The organism is Erythrobacter neustonensis, assembly GCF_001663175.1.
GTDB classification, from domain to species: Bacteria; Pseudomonadota; Alphaproteobacteria; order Sphingomonadales; family Sphingomonadaceae; genus Erythrobacter; species Erythrobacter neustonensis.
On record NZ_CP016033.1, the window covers coordinates 969,148 to 988,200 of the forward strand.

Sequence of the window (19,053 nt, forward strand, 5' to 3'; positions counted from 1 at the left end):
TTCGGCGTCGGTATCGCTCACTTTCCGCCGCCTTCCTGCGGCTTTTCCGTCTTCAGCCAGCGGCCAAGCCAGTCGAACACGGTGGCATGCCATTGCAGCGAGTTCTTTGCGCCCAGCACCCAGTGGTTTTCATCGGGGAAGGCCAGAAGCTGCGAGGGGATGCCGCGTTCCTGCAATGCGGTGAAGCTCATCAGCCCCTGGCTGTAGGGCACGCGGAAATCCTGCTGGCCGGTGACGACCAGCATCGGGGTTTTCCATTTGCCGACGTGGTTGGCGGGGTTCCACTTCTCGTAGGTTTCGCGTGCTTCCTCGTAGGAGCCGCCGAAATCCCAGCGCGGGAACCACAATTCCTCGGTCGAATAATACATCGAGCGCATGTCGAAGATGCCGTCATGCTGGACGATGCACTTGAACCGGTCGGGCCAGTTGCCCGCGATCCAGTTGACCATGTAGCCGCCATAGCTTGCCCCCATCGCACAGGCGCGGGTGCCGTCGATCTGGGTGTCGAGCGCGAGCGCGGCATCGAGGCCCTTTTGCAGGTCTTCGAGCGGGCCGCCGCCCCAGTCCTTGTTGATCGCGTCGGTGAAAGCCTGCCCGTATCCGGTGCTGCCGTGGAAATCGACGGAGATCACGGCATAGCCTTGGCTTGCGGTAACGCGCGGGTTCCAGCGGTTCGACCAGCTATCGTTGAAGCTCCCCTGCGGCCCGCCGTGGATGTAGAGCAGCGCGGGGATCGGCCCGGTCTGATCGGCAAGGCGCGTGATCTGGCCCCACACCGTGTCGCCCTTGGCGCCTTTGAAGCTGAAGCGGCGGGTAACGATATTGGCCATCCCGCCCATCCGCGTGGTGGCGACATCGGTCAGCGGACGGGCCTGCCCCATGTCGCCCGACAGGAACAGTTCCGCCGGCATGCCAAGCGAATCGCGCGTGAACAGTGCACGGCCCCCCGGCAGCGGCACGAGGTTGGCGATGTGCGCTTCGTTGCCCGCCATCAGGTTAAGCTCGGTCACCTTGCCGGTGGCGATGTCGATCCGGAAGGCAGGGGTATCGAGCACCTTTTGCGCGGTGGCGATAAGGTGCCTGCCGCTCGCATCCCAGGCGATGCTGGCAAAGGATAGGTCGGTGTCCTTGGTAAGATTGCGCGTGCGGCCCGTTTTCAGATCCATCAGCTGCACGGCAAGCTTGTCCGCCTCGTAGGTCGGACGCGCCATTGCAAGCCAGGCGAGGTAACGCCCGTCGGGCGACGGCACCGGGGTGGTGTCGGTGGCCTTGTTGTCCGCAGTCAACAGGCGCGGGGCTGCGCCGGTAAGGTCCGAAGCGTAGATGTCGAGATTGGTCGATGCAGGCTCTTGCGCGTTGGAAAGCCGTGCGGTGAAATAGAGCGTCCTGCCATCGGCACCGAAGGCCAGTTCCTCCGGCCCGCCGAATGGCATGGTGGGCGTGTCGGCGGTGAGCCCGGTGGCAGGATCGGCGCCATCGGCGGGCACGCCCTCCCCCGACACCGCGCCGCCTTTCAGCGGGAAGACGAAGATGCGGTTGTGCAGGCCCGGGGTCGCCCAGCGGTCCCAGTGCCGCACGAAACCGTCTTCGCCGTCATACAGCCGCCCGGTGCCGGGGCCGGGGAGATAGGCTTGCTTCGCATCCGCGCAGCCGAAGGTCGGGCAATCCCGCGGCACTTCGCCCCATACCGCGATCCGGCTGTTATCGGGGGCGAGCTTGAACCCGGCAACGCCCGTGTCGGGGAAACCGGCGACTAGCTGCGGCTGGCCTGCCACCCCGTCCTTGCCCAAGGCCACGCGCCACACGCGGCCCAGCGGCTTGGCGTTTGTGTCGGTGTGTTCGCCGCTGAGGAAATAGAGCGCGCCGTCGCTGCCGAAAGCGAGATCCGAGGCGCGCAAGGTGAGATCGAGCGGGCTTGCGGCCACCTCGGGCCTGGCCAGATCGATCAGGTAATGCGCCGGGCTGCGCTTCAGGGTCGCAGGGTCGGTGAGCGTGACGGTATAGACCGCCATCGTCCCCGCCGCGTTCACCACCGGCGCGCCGAGGCGCGGCAGCGTGACCAGATCCTGCGCGCTCATCGGCGGCGCGGTCAGGCCCGGGGTAGCGGGGGCATCTTGCGCTGCGAGCGGGGCTGCAAGCAGGGCGAAAGCGAGGGCGGCGGGGGCTGTGAAGGTGCGCATATGGGCAGGACTAGCCTGCCCGCTGCACCTGCGCCACCACTTAGCGGCGTTTGCCGACGATCCGCGCGATTTCGGCCTGCACGAGGTTTTCGACCATCGCCGGAAGGTTCGCTTCGAGCCAATCGGCCAGCATCGGGCGCAGCATTTCGCGCACCATGCCTTCCAACGAGGTTTCGCCCTGCCGCACGATCTGCGGGCGCGCGGGCGGTTCGGCGAGCATCGCGAGCGCGGCGAGGTTTTCCTGCATCGCATCGCGCATCGTGTCGGCGATCAGCGGCGCTTCCTCTTGCGCGGCGGATTCGAGCGGGATCGCCGGCACATCGGCGGCTTCTTCGAGTTCGGACAGGTCGAGCACGTCCTGCGTGTCGCGCACCTTGTGCGTGCGGGCGAGCGGTGCGGGTTCGGCCGCATCGTCACCCGACACCAGCGTGCGCCGCCGGCGGGCTTCCAAGGCACCGGCACGATTGTCGCGCGCGATCACTTTCTTGATCGATTCGAGGATTTCCTCGACCGAAGCCTCGTTTTCCTGGCCCATCATCCGCCCCGTATTGTCCGCCTCAAAGCCGCAGGAATGTCCCGAATCGGGATCGTTACTGTTCGCCGGGAAGCAATTGCGGCCCGATTGTTGCGGTCGCGGGGGGAATGTCAACGGTTCTGGTCGATTTCGGGGCAGCCTGCTCGTCGCGGTCCCAGTCGTTGAGCTTGCTGCTGACCCGGTCGGCATTGACCTGCGGATCGTAGAGCGGCCCGCCCGTGTCGAGGTTCAGATCGCGCGCCTCGGCCTTGCCCATCAGCGCGAGCAGGTTGAAGCCCGCGACATAGGCATTGCGCCGCGCGGTAACGAGCTGCGCGCGTGCGTTGACCAGTTCCTGTTCGGCGTTGAGCACGTCGAGGATCTGGCGGTTGCCGATCGAATTCTCCGCACGCACGCCTTCGAGGCTGAGCTCGGCGGCTTCGACCGCGGCCTGTGCGCTGCGGATCACGCCGTTGGCGGCCTGCCAGTTGGCATAGGTCGCGCGGGTTTCGGCGATGATCTGGCGTTCGGCGGCGATCACATCCTCGAGCGCGGCGGATTCGCGCGCGCCTGCCTGCCGCTGGCGCGCGGCGGGAAGCCCGCCCTGGAACAGCGGGATCGTCACCCGCACGCCGGCATTGGCGGTCTTTTCGCGCTGCTGGAACTGCACCGCGGGCGAATTGGGATCATTGGGATCGGCGGGCTGGTTGGCGAGCGATCCGCCGAGCGTGCCGAAGAAGTCGCTGTAATCGCCGTTCACGAACAGGCTGACCTGCGGCAGGCGCCCTGCCCCCGCGGCGCGGGTATCGAACCCGGCGGCCTCGGCGCGCTGTTTGGCGGCATCGAGGTTGGGGTTGTTGTCCAAGGCGGTGACGATTGCCTCGCCCACGGTATCGGGCAGGCCGGGCAGCGGCGGCGGCGCAGCCAGTTCGCCCGGCGCATTGCCCACCAGCCGGACATAGGCTTCGCGCGCGGCGATCAGATTGGCCTCGGCGGTCTGAAGGTCGCCCTGCGCCACGGCAAGGCGCGCGCGCGACTGGGCGACATCGGTGATCGTCAGGTCGCCGATCTGGAAGCGGTCGCTGGTCGCCTCGACATTGGTGCCGAGCACCGCGACATTGTTGGTGGCAAGCGCGACCAGCGCCTCGGTCCGCAGCACGTCCATGTAGGCGGCGACGACCTGCGCAAACAGCGTGCTTTCGGAATTGCGCAGATCGGCCTGCCCGGCCTGAACGCGCTCCTTGGCCGCGGCGATCCCGTTGCGCACCGCGCCGCCCGAATAGACCGGCACGAGCAGCTGCGCATTGACGCCGAGATTGCGATCGGGCGCGGTAAAGGCATTGGCCGATTGCTGGATGAATTCGATATGCGTCGCCGTGACCGTAGCCGAGGGGAGGCCCTGCGCGCGGTTGATCGGCACGTTCTCGTCATTGGCGCGCTGCGTCGCACGCGCGCTTTCGAGCGTCGGGTTGGTGTTGTAGGCCGCAGCCAGTGCCTCGCGCAGCGTATCGGCGCGGGCGGGGCCTGCCAGCGCCAGCGCGAGCGCCAGCACGCTGACCGGCGCGGCGCGGTGCAGCAGGGCTGCGGCGTGGTTCATGCGAAGGTCCAGCGGCGCGGCGCGGCGAAGGCGGGCAGCACGGGGATGCCCATGTCCTCGACCGGCTGGAGATTGACCGTGCCGGCGACCTTGCGTCCGCTGGCCAGCCGCGTGACCTGGCGCAGCAGCAGCCCGGTGACGATCCGGCCATCATCGGCCAGCGCTGCAGCGAGCCCATCGGGCAATTGTTCGATCGCGCCGTCGATCATGACGAGATCATACTCGCCCGCACCCTGCAGTGCCGCAGCCTCGGCCGCCGAAATCTCGGTCACGCTGCTCACCAGCGGGGCGAGCAGCGCGGCGAGGTATCCCGTGCCGCCGCTTACCACCAGCACGCGCGCCGAAGGCGTGGGCGCAGCTTCGAGCAGCGCCTTGCCGTAGAACAGCGGCGCGGCCAGGTGCCCTTCGCCGAGCATCACTGCGCGGTCGATATAGGCCTGCGCGGCCTTGTCGGCGGGCAGGAAATCCTCGCGCGGGACGGCCAGCATCCGGGCAAGGGCATATTCCTCGTTCACGCCGCTGGTGCGCAGCTGGCTGTCGATCATCGCGCGGCGGGCGACAAGGGTGGACGAAGCGCTATCGGAAAGGGTCATGGTCGTGGTGCTCATGTTCTCTGGGCGACTGTATTATGCATGCAACACAGTCCGTCAAGCCTCTCCATAAACGTGCATGCGCCCGGTTCCAAGCGCTTTGCCCGAAGTGCCGGCGCGTGCCTTGCGGCCGGTCCGGGCATTTTTACGCCTTTGACCAAATCGCATGCCGGTGCTTAAGCGGCCGCCAAACCCTGTGGGGCGCAATTCGACTTAATGAAGGATGGCTTCGATGAGTGACATGACGAACGGGCAAGACGTGCGGATCGAGACCGATTCGCTGGGCGAAGTGGCGGTTCCGGCCAATATGCACTGGGGCGCGCAGACCCAGCGCAGCATCGTCAACTTCCCCATCGGCGGCGAAAAGATGCCCGCTGCCCTAGTGCGTGCGCTGGGCGTGCAGAAGCTTTCCGCGGCCAAGGCGAACATGAAGCTGGGCGTGCTCGATGCCGGCATCGGCGAGGCGATCGTCAAGGCCGCGCGCGAAGTGATCGACGGGACGCTCGCCGACCAGTTCCCGCTGGTGGTGTGGCAGACCGGCAGCGGCACGCAGTCGAACATGAACGCCAATGAAGTGATTGCGAGCCGTGCGAACGAGATCCTGACCGGCAAGAAGGGCGGCAAGAGCCCCGTGCACCCCAACGACCACTGCAACATGGGTCAGTCGTCGAACGACACCTTCCCCACTGCGATGCACATCGCCGCCGCGGTCGAGGCGCTCGATCACCTGATCCCGGCGCTGAAGAAGCTGCACGGCGCGCTGGATGCCAAGGCGGCCGAGTTTGCGCCGCTGGTGAAGATCGGCCGCACCCACCTGCAGGATGCCACCCCGATGACGCTGGGGCAGGAGTTCTCAGGATACGCCAAGCAGATCGAATACGGCATCGCCCGCGTCGAAGCCGCGCTGCCGCGCGTGCTCGAACTCGCGCAGGGCGGCACCGCGGTCGGCACCGGGATCAACGCCAAGGTCGGGTTCGACACCGCCTTTGCGGCAGAGGTGGCTGCCGAGACCGGCCATGCCTTCGTCACCGCGCCCAACAAGTTCGAAGCGCTCGCCGCGCATGACGCGATGGTCGAAATGTCGGGCGCGCTCAATGTGCTCGCCGTCAGCCTGATGAAGATCGCCAACGACATCCGCTTGCTGGGTTCCGGCCCGCGTTCGGGGCTCGGCGAGCTGTCGCTGCCCGCAAACGAGCCAGGTTCGTCGATCATGCCGGGCAAGGTCAACCCGACCCAGTGCGAGGCGATGACGATGGTGGCAGCGCAGGTCATGGGCAACCATGTCGCGGTGACGGTCGCCGGATCGCACGGGCACCTCGAACTCAACGTGTTCAAGCCCGTGATTATCTACAACGTGCTGCAATCGATGAAGCTGATCGGCGATGCGGCGCATGCCTTCACCGACAATTGCGTGGTCGGGATCGAGGCGAACACCGCCCGCATCACCCAGCTTCTGAACGAAAGCCTGATGCTGGTGACCGCATTGAACCCGCACATCGGTTACGACAACGCGGCCAAGATCGCCAAGAAGGCCCACGCCGAAGGCACCACGCTGAAGGAATCGGCGCTCGCGCTCGGCCTGCTCACCGAAGCGCAGTTCAACGAATGGGTGGTGCCTTCGGACATGATCCGTCCGCGCGACTGATCGGCCCGGTCGGCGCACGCCTCATCCGGCGTGCGCCGACGATGGCCCCTTGCGTCGTTGGTCGGGGATGAACGGGCGTTCATCTTTCGACCAAGGCGCGACCCTGCCCGACGATACGCGCCCCGCCCGGTTTTCTTCCCTGCGCGGGCGCGGTATCGCTGATCGGCGTGATGCCTGAAAACCCGCACAGCGAGGCCGCCCCCGGCGAGCCGCCCGCAACCGTGTCGTTCCGCACGGTCCTGTTCTCGATGGTCGTGCTGTGGGCGACCTATTTCATCCTCACCACCTTCCGCAGTCTGGTGATGGATTTCGGGCTCCAGTTCGAGCTGGGCTGGCGGCGGCTGGTGGTGACCGGGTTCGGCGTGCTTCTGACGCTGGTGCTGTGGCTGCTGCTGCGCCTTTTCGACAACCGCGCTTTGTGGCTCAAGATCTTCGCCGCGATCGGGCTTGCGCTGCCGGTCGCGCTGGCGATCGGACAGGTCAACTATCTCATCTTCAAGGACATGTCCTCGGCGATGGAACAGGCCTATGCGCAGAAGAACAACATCAATCTGCGGCGCGACGAAAGCGGCAACCTGCTTGTCGATGTGCCCTTGCAGCAGGATGGCGCGGCGGGCCCCGCGGCGGGTGGTTCGACCCGGTCAGTGATCATCGAGCCGGCGGAAACCTACGGCGATTTCTGGCGCAAGCTGCTCGATGTGGCCTTGGGGCGCTATTTCCTGCTGCTGGCCTGGGCCTCGACCTATTTTGCGCTGTTGGCAGGGGTGCAGGCGCGCGCGGCGCAGCACCGCGAGGAACAGTTCCGGTCCGCCGCCAAGGCCGCCGAACTGCGATCCCTGCGCTATCAGGTGAACCCGCATTTCCTGTTCAACACGCTGAATTCGCTGTCCGCGCTGGTGATGACGAACAAGGCCGACAGCGCCGAACGGATGATCCAGACCATCAGCCGCTTCTACCGCCATTCCCTCGCGACCGAACCCACCGCCGATGTCAGCTTGCGCGACGAATTCGACCTGCAAAAGCTTTACCTCGATATCGAAACCGTGCGGTTTCCCACGCGGCTTGTAGCGAAATTCGATCTCCCGCCCGATCTGGAGGAATGCCGCGTCCCCGGCATGATCCTGCAACCGCTGGTCGAAAACTCGGTCAAATACGCGGTCTCGCCCGTCTCGCGCCCGGTCACGATCACGCTCGCCGCGCGCGAGGAGTTCGACCGGCTGGTAATCACCGTGGGCGATGATGGCCCAGGCGTGCCGCAGGGCACCACGCATGGCTTCGGCATCGGGCTGGCCAATGTCCGCGACCGGCTGGAAGCACGTTTCGGCTCCGATATCGGCTTTTCCTCTGCCCCTGTCGCAAACGGTTACTGCACCGAAATCCGCATCCCCTTGTCGAGACCCCGCCATGCATGACACCGACACCCAGACCACCGCCCTGCGCACGCTGATCGTCGACGACGAACCGCTCGCGGTCGAACGCGTGCAGGTGATCTGCGCCGAAATTCCCGCCGTGCGCGTGGTCGGCACCGCGAGCGACGGCGCGGCGGCGCTGCGGCTTGCGGAAAAGCTCGAACCCGATCTGGTGCTGCTCGACATGACCATGCCCGAACTCGACGGGCTGGGCGTCGCGCGGCATTTTGCCGCACAGCCGCAGGCCCCTGTGGTGATCTTCGTCACCGCGCACGATCACTTCGCGGTCGAAGCCTTCGATCTCGAGGCGGTCGACTATGTCCTCAAACCCGTCGCTGCCGACCGGCTCGAACGCGCGATCGAACGCGCCGTGGCCCGCCGCGGGCAGTTGGACAAGGATCGGGGCCGCCAGAAAAACAGCCGCTATCTCGAGGAATTGTGGGTGCCGCACCGTTCCGAACTGCTGCGCATCGCGGTGAGCGAGGTGCACCAGATCGATGCCGAGCGCGATTACGTTCGGCTGCATGTCGGCGGCGCGGACAGCGGCCGGTCCTACCTCTTGCTTCAGACGATCGCGGGGCTGGAAGAACGGCTCGATCCCGAACAGTTCATCCGTATCCACCGTTCGACCATCCTGCGCCGCGACCACATCCGCGGCCTGCGCCACGACGGGCTGGGCGTGTGGTCGGCCGAACTCGTCAACGGCGAGGCGCTGCGGATCGGGCGAACCTATCTGGCGCGGGTCAAGGCGATGGCCGGGCGCTGAAACGCAGCACAGTCAACGCCGCGCTTTCATCACCACGCAAAACGGCCCGAACCCCAGGGACTGGAAGGGTTCGGGCCGCGGTGCCTGCGGCGGTGACGGACGCCGCAGGACACGGGAGGGGCCGCCGGTCAGCCGCCGCGGCGTTCGGCGTTCATCAGGGCTGCGACCTGCTGCTTGGCTTCGGCGCGCGCCTTGGCGAGGCAGTTGGTGGCTTCGGCATCGACGATCCGGGTGCCCGTGCGGACGCTGACCGTGCGGCAGACCTGCCGAGCCGCCGCATTGATCCGGCGGTCGAGCGTGCGCTGCCCGGCGGGCGTATCGAGATCGAGATCGGCGGTCGCGATCGACATTGTCATCCGCTCTGCCGGCGCGGGGCCGGCAGGCGCGGCCAGCGCCGGGGTGATCGCAGCACCCGTCAGACCGGCGGCGGCAAGCGTGAAGGCGAAGGTTTTTGCAAGCGTTGTCATGGCGTTGTTCTCCAAGAGTGCGGGGACTTGCGACCGGGTAGGGGCCGGTCCGGTGTGTTCTCGGCGTCCTGCCGATCCCTTGATACGCCGCTGCCCGCGGCGCTGCATGCGCGCGTCGATCAACCCCGCCGCGCGCGTCGACCGGGGTGGCGGGCCGATGACCAACGCCGCGCCATGCGCGACAAATGGCGGTTTCCAATCGACCGGCGCAGCGCCATATTGCGCGCATGGGCCTCGCGACTGCGATCATCTTTGTGCTGGGCGTTGCCAATTTCGCGCTGAATGCCGCTGTGTTCGCGCGCGGTCACCCGATGCTGGCGCGGCTGCCGCAGGCGAGCCAGACGATGGGCCGCCGCGCCGCGCTGGTCAGCGAATTTGCGGTGCTGTTCTTCGCGCTGCTGCTGTCGGTCAAGGGCTGGCCGGGCTATGCCTGGGCCTACGGCGTCTACACGCTGGTCAACGCGGGCGCCGCATGGCTTATTCTCAACGGACGCCTATAGATCACCTGCCGCACGCTGCGGCGCCGGAGCAAGCATGACCACAGCAGCGCCCACGCCTCTTTGGCTCGTCGTCAATCCCGCGAGCGGCAGCAACGATGAGAACACGACGCAAACTGTCACCGCCGCGCTCGAGACGCGCGGGTGGGCGGTGACACGCGTGATCGCCTTTCCCGACGACCCCTTGCCCGATCCCGCGATGCTCGACGCTGCGGGCGTGCGCCAGGTTGCGGTCTATACCGGCGACGGGACGATCAATGCGCTGGTCAACGGGCTTGCGGGCTGGGGCGGGCAGGTACTGGTGCTGCCGGGCGGGACGATGAACCTGTTTCCGCTGCGCCTCCACCGCAGCTGCGATCTCGATGCCATCCTCGACATTGTCGCAGGCGGCGGGGCGGTTGCGCGCCGGCCCACCTCGCTGCGCTGTCCGGCAGGGGTCGCGTTCGGCGGATTGATGGTCGGGCCGGGCACGGCGTGGAGCCGGGTGCGCGAATCGATGCGGTCGGGCGAATTGCTGACGATGGCACAGGAAGCGGTCGCCGCCTTGCGCGAAACCGCCGCCGGGCCGGGGGTGGTGATCAGGAACCATCGGGCAACGCGCGAGGGGGGCTATCCGCTGGTCGAAATCCAGCCGGGTGAACATGGCGCCGAAATCCTCGGCTATTACGCCGAGGCACCGCTCGATTATGCGGGGCAAGCCTGGGCCACGCTGCGCCGCCGCTTCCGCGAAGGGCCGCACGACAAGCTCGGCCTTTCCGAAAGCTTCGTGATCGACAGCATCGACGGCAGCCCGCTGTCCTGCCTGATCGACGGCGAACCGGGAGAATGTGCGTCGGGATCGCGCTTCGTGGTGGAGCCATGCGGGGTTGATCTGCTAGCGACCTCGCATGACTTCTGACAAACCCCTTACGCTGTTCCACCTCTCCGACATCCATTTCGGCTTGGAGGACAAGCGCGCGATCGCCTGGGTCGCCGATGAGATCGCGACGCGCCGCCCGGATGCGGTGGTGATCACCGGCGACCACACGATGCGCGCGCGCCATCACGAATTCGCCGCGGCAACGGCTTGGATCAACGCGCTCGACGTGCCGGTGACGATCGCGATCGGCAACCACGACATGCCCTATTTCAACCTCTTCGAGCGGTTCACCACGCCCTACAAGCGGTTCGAGGGGCTGAAATCGCTGGTCGAGCGCGAGATCGATCTGCCGGGCCTTGCGGTGGTGCCGCTCAAATCGGTGCGGCGCTGGCAGCCGCGCACCAACTGGTCCAAAGGCTGGGTGACGCAGCCTGCGCTTGACCGCTGCCTCGACATGATCGACCGCCTGCCCGCGGGCACGCGCGTGCTGATTTCGGTGCACCACCCGCTTCGCGAGGTCGGCACGCACGGCACCGCGCTGACCCACGGGGGCGAGAACGCGCTGACCGAACTCGCCAAGCGCAACGTGATCGGGGTGCTGTCGGGCCATGTCCACGACGCCTTCGACATCGAGGAGCCGACCGCGCATGGCCCGGTCAGGATGATCGGTGCGGGCACCTTGTCGCAGCGCACGCGTTCGACCCCGGCAAGCTTCAACGAACTGACGTGGGACGGCGCGCAGCTCATGGTGAGGGTGCGCAATCTCGAACAGGTGCGCACCGCCGACATGCTGATCGATGATGTCCCCGCCGATGCGATGCCGCCGCGCACCCCCGGCGAACCGGTCGCGCCGGTGGGTCAGGTGCCGCCGGTCGATCCGCCGGTGCATTGAGACGCGCTCCGGGCAATTTCCGGAATCACGCTTTAACCTTTTCTCTATCACCGGCTTTAAGATGTTGTTGGTGATATGCCGCCGCGCACCTGCGCGGGGGCCGGCGCGCGCCGGATACCACAGGCGCGGGCGCATGGGGCAATGGGCGAGCGCAGACGAGGGACTGCGCGCATCAGGAAAGGCAACCGACGTGATCAAGGCAGTGATCTTCGGCGCGGTCGTTTCAGCGGCGATCGCGATCGTCATCGGCTCGCAGGGCACCAGCGCGGGCCCGCTGGCCATCCACCCGGTCGCGATCAGCGACGTGCGATTGTTCTGGTCGTGGCCGATGTTCTTTTCGGCGACGGGTCTGTTCTTCGCGCTGTCGCTGATGCAGCGATAGGCGGCGGCAAACGGGCAAAGAAAAAGGGCGGCTCCGTCTCCGGGGCCGCCCTTTTTCGTGTAACCGGTGTTCCGGAAGACGCGATTAACGCTTCGAGAACTGGAAGCTGCGGCGGGCCTTGGCCTTGCCGTACTTCTTACGCTCGACCACGCGGCTGTCGCGGGTGAGGAAGCCTTCGGCCTTCACCGCGCCGCGCAGTTCGGGCTCGTACTTGCTCAGCGCCTGCGCGATGCCGTGCTTCACGGCGCCCGCCTGACCCGACAGACCGCCACCGCGCACGGTGCAGACCACGTCGTACTGACCATCGCGGTCGGTGATGGTGAAGGGCTGGTTGATCACCAGGCGCAGCGTCGGACGCGCGAAATAGGTTTCCTGGTCGCGGCCGTTGATCGTGATCTTGCCGGTGCCGGGCTTGACCCACACGCGGGCAACCGCATCCTTGCGGCGGCCGGTGGCGTAGGAACGACCCTGCGCATCGACTTCGCGATCACGCAGCGGCGCGGTGACGCGCGCGATTTCGGCTGCGTCACCCTGCGGGGCGTTGCCGGCGATGTCCTTCAGATCGGCGAGATCCGAGACGGTCTGGGTTTCGTCAGCCATTATGCAACGACCTTGTTCTTGCGGTTCATGGAAGCGACATCGAGCGTCTGCGGCTTCTGGCCGTCATGCGGGTGCTCGGTGCCGGCATAGAGGTGGAGTGCCTTCATCTGCTGACGACCCAGCGGGCCGCGCGGAATCATGCGCTCGACAGCCTTTTCGAGCACGCGCTCGGGGAAACGGCCGCCCAGCACCTTGGCGGGGGTGGTTTCCTTGATGCCGCCGGGGTGGCCGGTGTGCTTGTAATAGATCTTGTCGGCCATCTTCTTGCCGGTGAACTTCACCTTGTCCGCGTTGATGACGATCACGTGATCGCCGCAATCGACGTGCGGGGTGTAGGTCGGCTTGGTCTTGCCGCGCAGGATGTTGGCGATGAGAGAGGCAAGACGACCCACGACGAGACCGTCGGCGTCGATGATGTGCCAGTTCTTTTCGACCTCGGCCGGTTTGATCGACCGGGTCTGCTTGCTGAGCGCCTTCATGGCATGTGTCCTTGGTTCTGAATTTTTCCGGCCGGGCCACACCCGAAGGCAAACCTGACGAGAATCGCCCCCCGACTGGTGCCGGGTGGAGAAGTGGGGCGCAAATGTCGCCGCAGGCCCGCGAAGTCAAGCAAAAGCGCCGTTTTCGGATGCGGTAAAATAATACCGCTACGCTTGGGCGGGCGTCGCCGCGCCGCGGTTCGCCCATCCGAGCGTATGCATCGCGCGCACGGTTGCCACCACGGTCAGCGCGCCGACGAGCTGGTGCGCGGCGGCGACCCACAGCGACACGCCGCTCATGACGGTGGCGATACCGAGCAGCACCATCGTGCCGAAGGCGATGTTGACCGCGAGACTGTCGAAGCGCGCAACCGGGCGCACGCGGCGCGCCAGCCAGACCAGCGCGGCGACCGCGACAAAGGCCCACCAGCGGTGGAGGAATTGCAGCAGGAAGGGATCGTGTGTCACCGTCCACACCGCCCCTTGCGACCAGTCCACCTCCGGCACCAGCCGGCCGTTCATCAGCGGCCAGTCATAGGCGGCGTGGCCAGCGTTGAGCCCGGCGACCCACGCGCCCAGCAGCACCTGGACGAACAGCACGGCGACAACGACTGCAGTCCCTGCAGTCAGCCGCGCCGGACGCGCGCCCGCATCTTTCGCCAGCTGCCGCAGATCGCGCGCGGTCCACACCAGCCCCGCCAGCAGGAACAGCGCGGTCAGCAGGTGCGCGGACAGGCGGAAATGGCTCACATCGGTCAGATCCGTGTTCCCCACACCCGAGGACACCATATACCATCCCAGCGCGCCCTGCCCGCAGATCAGCGCGAACATCGCGGCGAGGCGCCAGCCATAACCGGCAGGGACCGCGCGGCGCAGGGCAAAGACCAGCGCGGGAAGCAGGAACGCCACCCCGATCACGCGGCCAAGGATGCGGTGAAACCATTCCCAGAAGAAGATGAACTGGAACGCGGCCAGATCCATGCCCGCGGGGCCGCTTTCCATGCGGAATTCGGCGGTGGCGCGATACTTGGCGAATTCCGCTTCCCACGCGCCTTGCGTCAGCGGCGGGAGGATCCCGCTCACCACGTTCCATTCGGTGATCGACAACCCGCTTTCGGTAAGTCGGGTAATCCCGCCGACAACCACGATCATCACCACCAGCACGGCGACGCATTCGAGCCAGCGGGCAATCGCCAGCGGACGGGCGGGGCCGGCGGCGGCGGGGCGGAACAGGTTCGACACGCTGGACCATTTGGGGGCGGATGTGGCCATGATGCGCGTCTCTTTGTCGCGCACCCGCCGCGTGCGCAAGCCGATTCGCCGCATCGCCCGGTGCGGCCAATGCAAGTCGCCCTTGCGCAATGTAACAACATTACATATCTAGCCAGCAGACATGACCCCCGACACCCACCCTTCCGCGAGTCGCCCCTCGCTCCGGCGCCGACTCGACCAGGCGGGAATCGCATTGGCGGGCCTGTGCGCGGTGCATTGCCTGCTGACGCTGGTGGTGATTTCGGCGCTTGGACTGGGAGGACACTTCCTGCTCGACGAGAATATCCACCGCATCGGGCTGATGCTCGCGCTGGTGGTGGCAGGCGTCGCAATTGGCTGGGGGATGCTGCGCCACGGGCGGATGCTGCCTTTCGCGGTGGCGCTGGCGGGTCTGGCGCTGATGGGCGCGGCGCTGATCGTGCCGCATGGGACCAACGAATTCGTGCTCACGCTGGTCGGCGTGGGAATCGTCTCGCTCGCGCACTGGCTGAACCTGCGCGCCGCGCGCTGATCAAAACGCGCGGGTTGCCTGACGGGCGCGAGGGACTATGTCACGCGCCATGACCAAGAGCATCACCCTCAACGGCGCGCCGCACCGCAGCGACGCAGCCACCATCGCCGATCTGGTGCGCCAACTTGACCTCGCTCCCGAAAAGGTCGCGGTCGAACGCAATGGCGCAATCGTCCCGCGCTCGACGCTGGGTGAAGCGCCTCTGGCCGAGGGCGACACGCTCGAAATCGTCCACTTCGTCGGCGGCGGCGATCACGCGGAGGACACGTGGAGCGTCGCGGGCCGCACCTTCCGCAGCCGGCTGATCGTCGGCACGGGGAAATACAAGAGCTTCGAGCAGAACGCGGCGGCGGTTGCTGCCAGCGGGGCGGAGATCGTCACGGTTGCGGTGCGGCGGGTGAACGTCTCCGATCCCAAGGCGCCGATGCTGACCGATTACATCGACCCCAAGAAGATCACCTACCTCCCCAACACTGCGGGCTGCTTCACCGGCGAGGACGCGGTGCGCACACTGCGGCTGGCGCGCGAGGCGGGGGGCTGGGATCTGGTCAAGCTCGAAGTGCTGGGCGAGGCGCGCACGCTTTACCCCGACATGCGCGAGACGCTGAAAGCGACCGAGGTGCTGGCGAAGGAGGGTTTCCTCCCCATGGTTTACTGCGCCGACGATCCGATCGCGGCCAAGCAGCTTGAGGACGCGGGCGCGGTCGCGATCATGCCGCTGGGCGCGCCGATCGGTTCGGGTCTGGGCATCCAGAACCAGGTCATGATCCGCCTGATCGTCGAAGGCGCGAAGGTGCCGGTGCTGGTCGATGCCGGGGTCGGCACCGCATCAGACGCGGCGGTCGGCATGGAGCTGGGCTGCGATGGCATCCTGATGAACACCGCGATCGCCGAGGCGAAGGACCCGGTCCGCATGGCCCGCGCGATGAAGCTTGCCGTCGAGGCCGGGCGCGAGGCCTATCTTGCAGGCCGGATGGCGCGGCGGATGTATGCCGATCCGTCGAGCCCGCTGGCAGGGTTGATCTAGGTTAAAACCCTATAACTCTAAATTAACCATCCCGTGCGACGTTCTCCCTGTCCGAAGGAGACACGCGCCATGATGATGCCGATTGCCGAGATGCGGGAATTTGCCGGGTTCGCACCCGCAGAGCAGCGTTACATCAAGCGCAGTCTCGATATCGGCCTGGCGCGCACCGATGCCTTCCGGCGCTGGGGCCGCTCGGAGAGCGAGAACATCGCGATCCGCCGGCAATATGTCGCCTATCAGGACCTGAAGGCGCTGCGCGGTCTGATCCCGCAGGACGGCACACCGTTCGAGATCGAGCGCTTCCTCGGCAAACTGGTGCGGCTTGCCGCCTTCGATCTGGAGCAGGAGCGGCTGGAAAGCTTTTCCGCGTTCCGGTTCCTCTACGAACGCCTGCTGGGCGCCAGTGCCCGCCCCTATCTCCCGGCCGCGTTCTGCGCCGCCAGCGCGCTGCCGGTCATCGCGCCGCAGCGCCGCAAGCTGCTGCTGCAATCGCTCTCCGAAGCCGCCGCCACCGCACCCGGCTGGTCCGAGCGCGAGCCGGTGTTCGTTCCCGAATATGTGGACGACTTCGAAGCGGCCTGAGCCGGAGCATCGCGCGAAAAATTGGGAACCGGTTTTCTGTAATCAGCGATGCGACCACAAATAGCTGCTAGGGGTGCGGCGATGACGTCGCCCTATCACCCCCCGGTCAAACGCTCGCTGAGTATCGCGGGCCACCAGACTTCGATCAGCCTCGAACCGCTGTTCTGGGACATGCTCAAGGCTGCGGCGGTGCGCGAAGGCGTGGCGGTCGCCGCCCTGGTCGCGCGGATCGATGCCGAGCGGATCAAGTCGCCGACCCCGCCGGGTCTGGCGAGCGCAATCCGGGTCTGGCTGGTGGTGAACGGCGCGCCCGAAAATGTTTCACGTGAAACATTGCGATAGGCCCGCCGCAAACACCGGTCTGGCAGGGGTCTGAAACGGGCAAAGGCCGCGCAGAACGCAGCTAACCACGATCTGGACGCGGTCGAACCCGCGCCCACCAAGCCTAGTCGTCGACCCGCTCGATATCCGCGCCGACCAGCTGGAGCTTTTCTTCCAGCCGCTCATACCCGCGGTCGAGGTGATAGAGCCGGCGCACGGTCGTTTCGCCTTCGGACGCCAAGGCGGCGATCACCAGGCTCATCGAGGCGCGCAGGTCGGTTGCCATCACTTCGGCGCCGGTCAGCGTTTCCACGCCCTTGACCACCGCGGTGCGGCCTTCGGTGGTGATGTCCGCGCCCATGCGGATCAGTTCGGGGACGTGCATGAAACGGTTCTCGAAGATCGTTTCCTTGAGCACACTCGCGCCTTCGGCCTTGCACAGCAGCGCCATCAACTGCGCCTGCATGTCGGTGGCAAGGCCCGGATAGGGCGCGGTGGTGAGGTTGGTGGCCTTCAATCTGCCGCTCGCACCCACGGTGACGCTTTTCGCATCCCACGACACCTCGCAGCCGATCGCCTGCAGCGCATGGATGGTCGACATCATGTCGTCGGCCTTCGCGCCTTCGAGCCGCACTTCGCCGCCGGTAATCGCCGCGGCGCAGGCATAGGAGCCCGCTTCGATCCGGTCGGGCATCACGCGGTAGGTCGCGCCGTGCAGCCGCTTGACCCCGTGGATCGTCAGGTTCGACGTGCCGATCCCTTCGATCTCGGCCCCCATCGCGACCAGCATGTTGCACAGGTCGACGATCTCGGGCTCGCGCGCGGCGTTGAACAGGCGGCAGGTGCCGTTCGCCAGCACCGCGGCCATCAATGCGTTTTCGGTCGCGCCGACGCTGACCACGGGGAAATCGTAATCGCCGCCGGGCATCCCGCCATCGGGCTGGATCGCGCGGACATAGCCTGCGGCCAGTTCGATCTTCGCGCCGAAGGCTTCGAGCGCGCGCAGGTGCAGATCGATCGGGCGGTTGCCGATCGCGCATCCGCCCGGCATCGACACCGTCGCCTCGCCGCTGCGCGCGAGCATCGGCCCCAGTACGAGGATCGAGGCGCGCATCTTGCGCACCAGATCATAGGGCGCGACGTTGGAGGTGATCCGGGTCGCCTCCATGCTCATTACCCGGCCGAAATCCTCGGGGCGCGTGCCCTGGATCACGGTGGTGACACCGAACTGGTTCATCAGGTGCTGGAATCCGTCGATATCGGCAAGCCGCGGCAGGTTGCGCAGCGTCAGCGGTTCTTCTGTCAGCAGCGCGCACGGGATCAATGTGAGCGCGGCGTTCTTCGCGCCGGAAATCGGGATTGTGCCCTGAAGGCGGTTGCCGCCCTTGATGATCAGCTTGTCCATGGCCCTGCCTTAGCGAAAAGTGATTTTGGCGCAACATGTGGCCACGTGCGAACAACAAAGATTGACCTTGGCCTGCGCGCGCGGCACGGCACGGCCGATAACGAGAACATAACGGGCCGTCCGACCTTTTCGATCCATCCCAGCGAGAACACCGAATGTCCCCCAAGCCGATCCGCAAAGCCGTGTTTCCCGTCGCCGGGCTTGGCACGCGTTTCCTTCCCGCCACCAAGGTCGTTCCCAAGGAACTGCTGCCCGTGGTCGACCGCCCGCTGATCCAGTATGCGGTGGATGAAGCGCGCGAGGCGGGGATCGAACAGATGATCTTCGTCACCGGGCGCGGCAAAACCGGGATCGTCGAGCATTTCGACATCGCCTTCGAACTCGAACAGACGATGACCGAGCGCGGCAAGGATTTGTCGGTGCTGGAATGCACCCGCGCCACGCCCGGCGATATCATTGCGGTGCGCCAGCAGGTGCCGATGGGGCTTGGCCACGCGATCTGGTGCGCGCGCGCGATCGTGGGGGATGAGCCCTTCGCGATCTTCCTGCCCGATGAACTGATGGTCGCGCGCGAAGGCGGCACGGGCTGTATGAAGCAGATGGTCGAGGCCTATCAACAGGTCGGCGGCAATCTGATCAGCGTGCTCGAAGTCCCGCACGAACAGGTGTCGTCATACGGCGTGATCGATCCGGGCGTAGAGCGCGGCAACCTTACCGAAGTGCGCGGGCTGGTGGAAAAGCCGCCGGTGGCCGAAGCGCCTTCGAACAAGATCGTCTCGGGCCGCTATATCCTCCAGCCCGAAGTGATGCGCGTGCTCGAAAACCAGGGCAAGGGCGCGGGCGGCGAAGTGCAATTGACCGATGCGATGGCGCGGATGATCGGCGAAGAGCCGTTTCACGCGGTGACCTTCGATGGCAACCGCTATGATTGCGGCAGCAAGGTCGGCTTTGTCGAAGCGACGCTGGCGATCGCGCTGGCCCGCGCGGACATGGGCGATCAGGTGCGCGCGATCGCGCTCGACCTGCTGAAATAGGCGTTAGACGAGAGGCACGGGGGC

The 19,053-nt window shown here is 66.3% G+C and carries 21 protein-coding genes; 12 read left to right on the top strand and 9 right to left on the bottom strand.

Translation table 11 applies throughout. From position 1 onward, the window contains the following. Positions 1-17 precede the first annotated feature (17 nt). The 4 genes from A9D12_RS04605 to A9D12_RS04620 are packed head-to-tail and all read right to left on the bottom strand — an operon-like array spanning position 18 to position 4,899. Positions 18-2,180, bottom strand: a complete 2,163-nt coding sequence (locus A9D12_RS04605) for a dipeptidyl-peptidase 5 (protein ID WP_068350217.1) — start codon at positions 2,178-2,180, stop codon at positions 18-20. Between the two features lie 40 nt (positions 2,181-2,220). Further along, on the bottom strand, positions 2,221-2,715 hold the full coding sequence (locus tag A9D12_RS04610; protein WP_068353658.1) for a DUF2497 domain-containing protein: 495 nt from the start codon (positions 2,713-2,715) through the stop codon (positions 2,221-2,223). A gap of 55 nt (positions 2,716-2,770) precedes the next feature. Next, the gene (locus A9D12_RS04615) at positions 2,771-4,291 is read right to left on the bottom strand and encodes a TolC family outer membrane protein (RefSeq protein WP_068350219.1); all 1,521 of its coding nucleotides are present in this window, start codon (positions 4,289-4,291) and stop codon (positions 2,771-2,773) included. Then, the gene (locus A9D12_RS04620; RefSeq protein WP_231889693.1) at positions 4,288-4,899 is read right to left on the bottom strand and encodes a protein-L-isoaspartate O-methyltransferase family protein; all 612 of its coding nucleotides are present in this window, start codon (positions 4,897-4,899) and stop codon (positions 4,288-4,290) included. Before A9D12_RS04620 ends, A9D12_RS04615 begins: the two co-directional genes overlap by 4 nt. Positions 4,900-5,113: 214 nt before the next feature. Here A9D12_RS04620 and fumC point away from each other — a divergent pair, with 214 nt between their 5' ends. From fumC to A9D12_RS04635, 3 genes are all read left to right on the top strand, one after another. Then, the gene (fumC, locus tag A9D12_RS04625; protein ID WP_418251573.1) at positions 5,114-6,526 is read left to right on the top strand and encodes a class II fumarate hydratase; all 1,413 of its coding nucleotides are present in this window, start codon (positions 5,114-5,116) and stop codon (positions 6,524-6,526) included. Positions 6,527-6,696: 170 nt separating this feature from the next. Next, positions 6,697-7,938: a sensor histidine kinase gene (locus A9D12_RS04630; RefSeq protein ID WP_068350224.1), complete on the top strand. Its 1,242-nt coding sequence runs from the start codon at positions 6,697-6,699 to the stop codon at positions 7,936-7,938. Further along, a complete protein-coding gene (locus A9D12_RS04635; protein ID WP_068350226.1) occupies positions 7,931-8,701 on the top strand; it encodes a LytR/AlgR family response regulator transcription factor in 771 nt (256 codons plus the stop codon). Before A9D12_RS04630 ends, A9D12_RS04635 begins: the two co-directional genes overlap by 8 nt. 128 nt (positions 8,702-8,829) lie before the next feature. On the opposite strand, the gene A9D12_RS04640 is transcribed toward A9D12_RS04635, so the two are convergent. After that, complete coding sequence (locus A9D12_RS04640; RefSeq protein ID WP_068350228.1) at positions 8,830-9,168, bottom strand: UrcA family protein; 339 nt, start codon at positions 9,166-9,168, stop codon at positions 8,830-8,832. A gap of 227 nt (positions 9,169-9,395) precedes the next feature. On the opposite strand from A9D12_RS04640, the gene A9D12_RS04645 reads away from it, so the two are divergent. From A9D12_RS04645 to A9D12_RS04660, 4 genes are all read left to right on the top strand, one after another. After that, positions 9,396-9,668 (top strand): hypothetical protein, encoded by a 273-nt coding sequence (locus A9D12_RS04645; protein ID WP_068350229.1) that lies wholly within the window; start codon positions 9,396-9,398, stop codon positions 9,666-9,668. Between the two features lie 34 nt (positions 9,669-9,702). Beyond that, the gene (locus A9D12_RS04650) at positions 9,703-10,563 is read left to right on the top strand and encodes a diacylglycerol/lipid kinase family protein (RefSeq protein ID WP_068350231.1); all 861 of its coding nucleotides are present in this window, start codon (positions 9,703-9,705) and stop codon (positions 10,561-10,563) included. Then, positions 10,553-11,416, top strand: coding sequence for a metallophosphoesterase family protein (locus tag A9D12_RS04655; protein ID WP_068350241.1), 864 nt, complete (start codon positions 10,553-10,555; stop codon positions 11,414-11,416). The genes A9D12_RS04650 and A9D12_RS04655 overlap by 11 nt, the downstream gene beginning before the upstream one ends. Positions 11,417-11,606: 190 nt before the next feature. Further along, a complete protein-coding gene (locus tag A9D12_RS04660) occupies positions 11,607-11,798 on the top strand; it encodes a hypothetical protein (protein WP_082925613.1) in 192 nt (63 codons plus the stop codon). Positions 11,799-11,882: 84 nt separating this feature from the next. On the opposite strand, the gene rpsI is transcribed toward A9D12_RS04660, so the two are convergent. The 3 genes from rpsI to A9D12_RS04675 all read right to left on the bottom strand — a co-directional run bounded on the left by rpsI (position 11,883) and on the right by A9D12_RS04675 (position 14,149). Continuing rightward, positions 11,883-12,398, bottom strand: a complete 516-nt coding sequence (gene rpsI, locus A9D12_RS04665; protein ID WP_068350243.1) for a 30S ribosomal protein S9 — start codon at positions 12,396-12,398, stop codon at positions 11,883-11,885. After that, positions 12,398-12,877 carry a 50S ribosomal protein L13 gene (rplM, locus tag A9D12_RS04670; protein ID WP_068350245.1) on the bottom strand — a complete coding sequence of 160 codons (480 nt, stop codon included), beginning with the start codon at positions 12,875-12,877 and terminating at the stop codon, positions 12,398-12,400. The genes rpsI and rplM overlap by 1 nt, the downstream gene beginning before the upstream one ends. A 168-nt stretch (positions 12,878-13,045) precedes the next feature. After that, positions 13,046-14,149 (bottom strand): COX15/CtaA family protein, encoded by a 1,104-nt coding sequence (locus tag A9D12_RS04675; RefSeq protein WP_082925614.1) that lies wholly within the window; start codon positions 14,147-14,149, stop codon positions 13,046-13,048. 121 nt (positions 14,150-14,270) lie between these two features. Here A9D12_RS04675 and A9D12_RS04680 point away from each other — a divergent pair, with 121 nt between their 5' ends. The 4 genes from A9D12_RS04680 (at position 14,271) to A9D12_RS04695 (ending at position 16,611) form a co-directional block, all read left to right on the top strand. Beyond that, positions 14,271-14,660 carry a MerC domain-containing protein gene (locus A9D12_RS04680; protein WP_068350248.1) on the top strand — a complete coding sequence of 130 codons (390 nt, stop codon included), beginning with the start codon at positions 14,271-14,273 and terminating at the stop codon, positions 14,658-14,660. A 49-nt stretch (positions 14,661-14,709) separates the two neighbouring features. Then, positions 14,710-15,687, top strand: a complete 978-nt coding sequence (gene thiS, locus A9D12_RS04685; protein WP_068350250.1) for a sulfur carrier protein ThiS — start codon at positions 14,710-14,712, stop codon at positions 15,685-15,687. A gap of 69 nt (positions 15,688-15,756) precedes the next feature. After that, positions 15,757-16,269 carry a hypothetical protein gene (locus A9D12_RS04690; protein WP_068350251.1) on the top strand — a complete coding sequence of 171 codons (513 nt, stop codon included), beginning with the start codon at positions 15,757-15,759 and terminating at the stop codon, positions 16,267-16,269. An 81-nt stretch (positions 16,270-16,350) separates the two neighbouring features. Continuing rightward, positions 16,351-16,611 (top strand): ribbon-helix-helix domain-containing protein, encoded by a 261-nt coding sequence (locus tag A9D12_RS04695; RefSeq protein WP_068350253.1) that lies wholly within the window; start codon positions 16,351-16,353, stop codon positions 16,609-16,611. A gap of 103 nt (positions 16,612-16,714) precedes the next feature. Here A9D12_RS04695 and murA read toward each other — a convergent pair whose 3' ends face one another. After that, on the bottom strand, positions 16,715-17,995 hold the full coding sequence (murA, locus tag A9D12_RS04700) for a UDP-N-acetylglucosamine 1-carboxyvinyltransferase (protein WP_068350255.1): 1,281 nt from the start codon (positions 17,993-17,995) through the stop codon (positions 16,715-16,717). 155 nt (positions 17,996-18,150) lie between these two features. Between murA and A9D12_RS04705 the strand changes: the two genes are divergently transcribed. Continuing rightward, positions 18,151-19,029, top strand: a complete 879-nt coding sequence (locus A9D12_RS04705; protein ID WP_068350257.1) for a UTP--glucose-1-phosphate uridylyltransferase — start codon at positions 18,151-18,153, stop codon at positions 19,027-19,029. Positions 19,030-19,053: the final 24 nt, after the last annotated feature.

What these genes read in the sequence shown, in the direction of transcription:
- A9D12_RS04640 (WP_068350228.1), bottom strand. Translation starts at nt 9,168, where the DNA reads ATGACAACGCTTGCAAAAACCTTCGCCTTCACGCTTGCCGCCGCCGGT.
- thiS (WP_068350250.1), top strand. Translation starts at nt 14,710, where the DNA reads ATGACCAAGAGCATCACCCTCAACGGCGCGCCGCACCGCAGCGACGCA.
- A9D12_RS04605 (WP_068350217.1), bottom strand. Translation starts at nt 2,180, where the DNA reads ATGCGCACCTTCACAGCCCCCGCCGCCCTCGCTTTCGCCCTGCTTGCA.
- A9D12_RS04645 (WP_068350229.1), top strand. Translation starts at nt 9,396, where the DNA reads ATGGGCCTCGCGACTGCGATCATCTTTGTGCTGGGCGTTGCCAATTTC.
- fumC (WP_418251573.1), top strand. Translation starts at nt 5,114, where the DNA reads ATGAGTGACATGACGAACGGGCAAGACGTGCGGATCGAGACCGATTCG.
- A9D12_RS04695 (WP_068350253.1), top strand. Translation starts at nt 16,351, where the DNA reads ATGACGTCGCCCTATCACCCCCCGGTCAAACGCTCGCTGAGTATCGCG.
- A9D12_RS04610 (WP_068353658.1), bottom strand. Translation starts at nt 2,715, where the DNA reads ATGGGCCAGGAAAACGAGGCTTCGGTCGAGGAAATCCTCGAATCGATC.
- rpsI (WP_068350243.1), bottom strand. Translation starts at nt 12,398, where the DNA reads ATGGCTGACGAAACCCAGACCGTCTCGGATCTCGCCGATCTGAAGGAC.
- A9D12_RS04620 (WP_231889693.1), bottom strand. Translation starts at nt 4,899, where the DNA reads ATGAGCACCACGACCATGACCCTTTCCGATAGCGCTTCGTCCACCCTT.
- murA (WP_068350255.1), bottom strand. Translation starts at nt 17,995, where the DNA reads ATGGACAAGCTGATCATCAAGGGCGGCAACCGCCTTCAGGGCACAATC.
- A9D12_RS04705 (WP_068350257.1), top strand. Translation starts at nt 18,151, where the DNA reads ATGTCCCCCAAGCCGATCCGCAAAGCCGTGTTTCCCGTCGCCGGGCTT.
- rplM (WP_068350245.1), bottom strand. Translation starts at nt 12,877, where the DNA reads ATGAAGGCGCTCAGCAAGCAGACCCGGTCGATCAAACCGGCCGAGGTC.
- A9D12_RS04675 (WP_082925614.1), bottom strand. Translation starts at nt 14,149, where the DNA reads ATGGCCACATCCGCCCCCAAATGGTCCAGCGTGTCGAACCTGTTCCGC.
- A9D12_RS04650 (WP_068350231.1), top strand. Translation starts at nt 9,703, where the DNA reads ATGACCACAGCAGCGCCCACGCCTCTTTGGCTCGTCGTCAATCCCGCG.
- A9D12_RS04680 (WP_068350248.1), top strand. Translation starts at nt 14,271, where the DNA reads ATGACCCCCGACACCCACCCTTCCGCGAGTCGCCCCTCGCTCCGGCGC.
- A9D12_RS04655 (WP_068350241.1), top strand. Translation starts at nt 10,553, where the DNA reads ATGACTTCTGACAAACCCCTTACGCTGTTCCACCTCTCCGACATCCAT.
- A9D12_RS04630 (WP_068350224.1), top strand. Translation starts at nt 6,697, where the DNA reads ATGCCTGAAAACCCGCACAGCGAGGCCGCCCCCGGCGAGCCGCCCGCA.
- A9D12_RS04615 (WP_068350219.1), bottom strand. Translation starts at nt 4,291, where the DNA reads ATGAACCACGCCGCAGCCCTGCTGCACCGCGCCGCGCCGGTCAGCGTG.
- A9D12_RS04635 (WP_068350226.1), top strand. Translation starts at nt 7,931, where the DNA reads ATGCATGACACCGACACCCAGACCACCGCCCTGCGCACGCTGATCGTC.
- A9D12_RS04690 (WP_068350251.1), top strand. Translation starts at nt 15,757, where the DNA reads ATGATGATGCCGATTGCCGAGATGCGGGAATTTGCCGGGTTCGCACCC.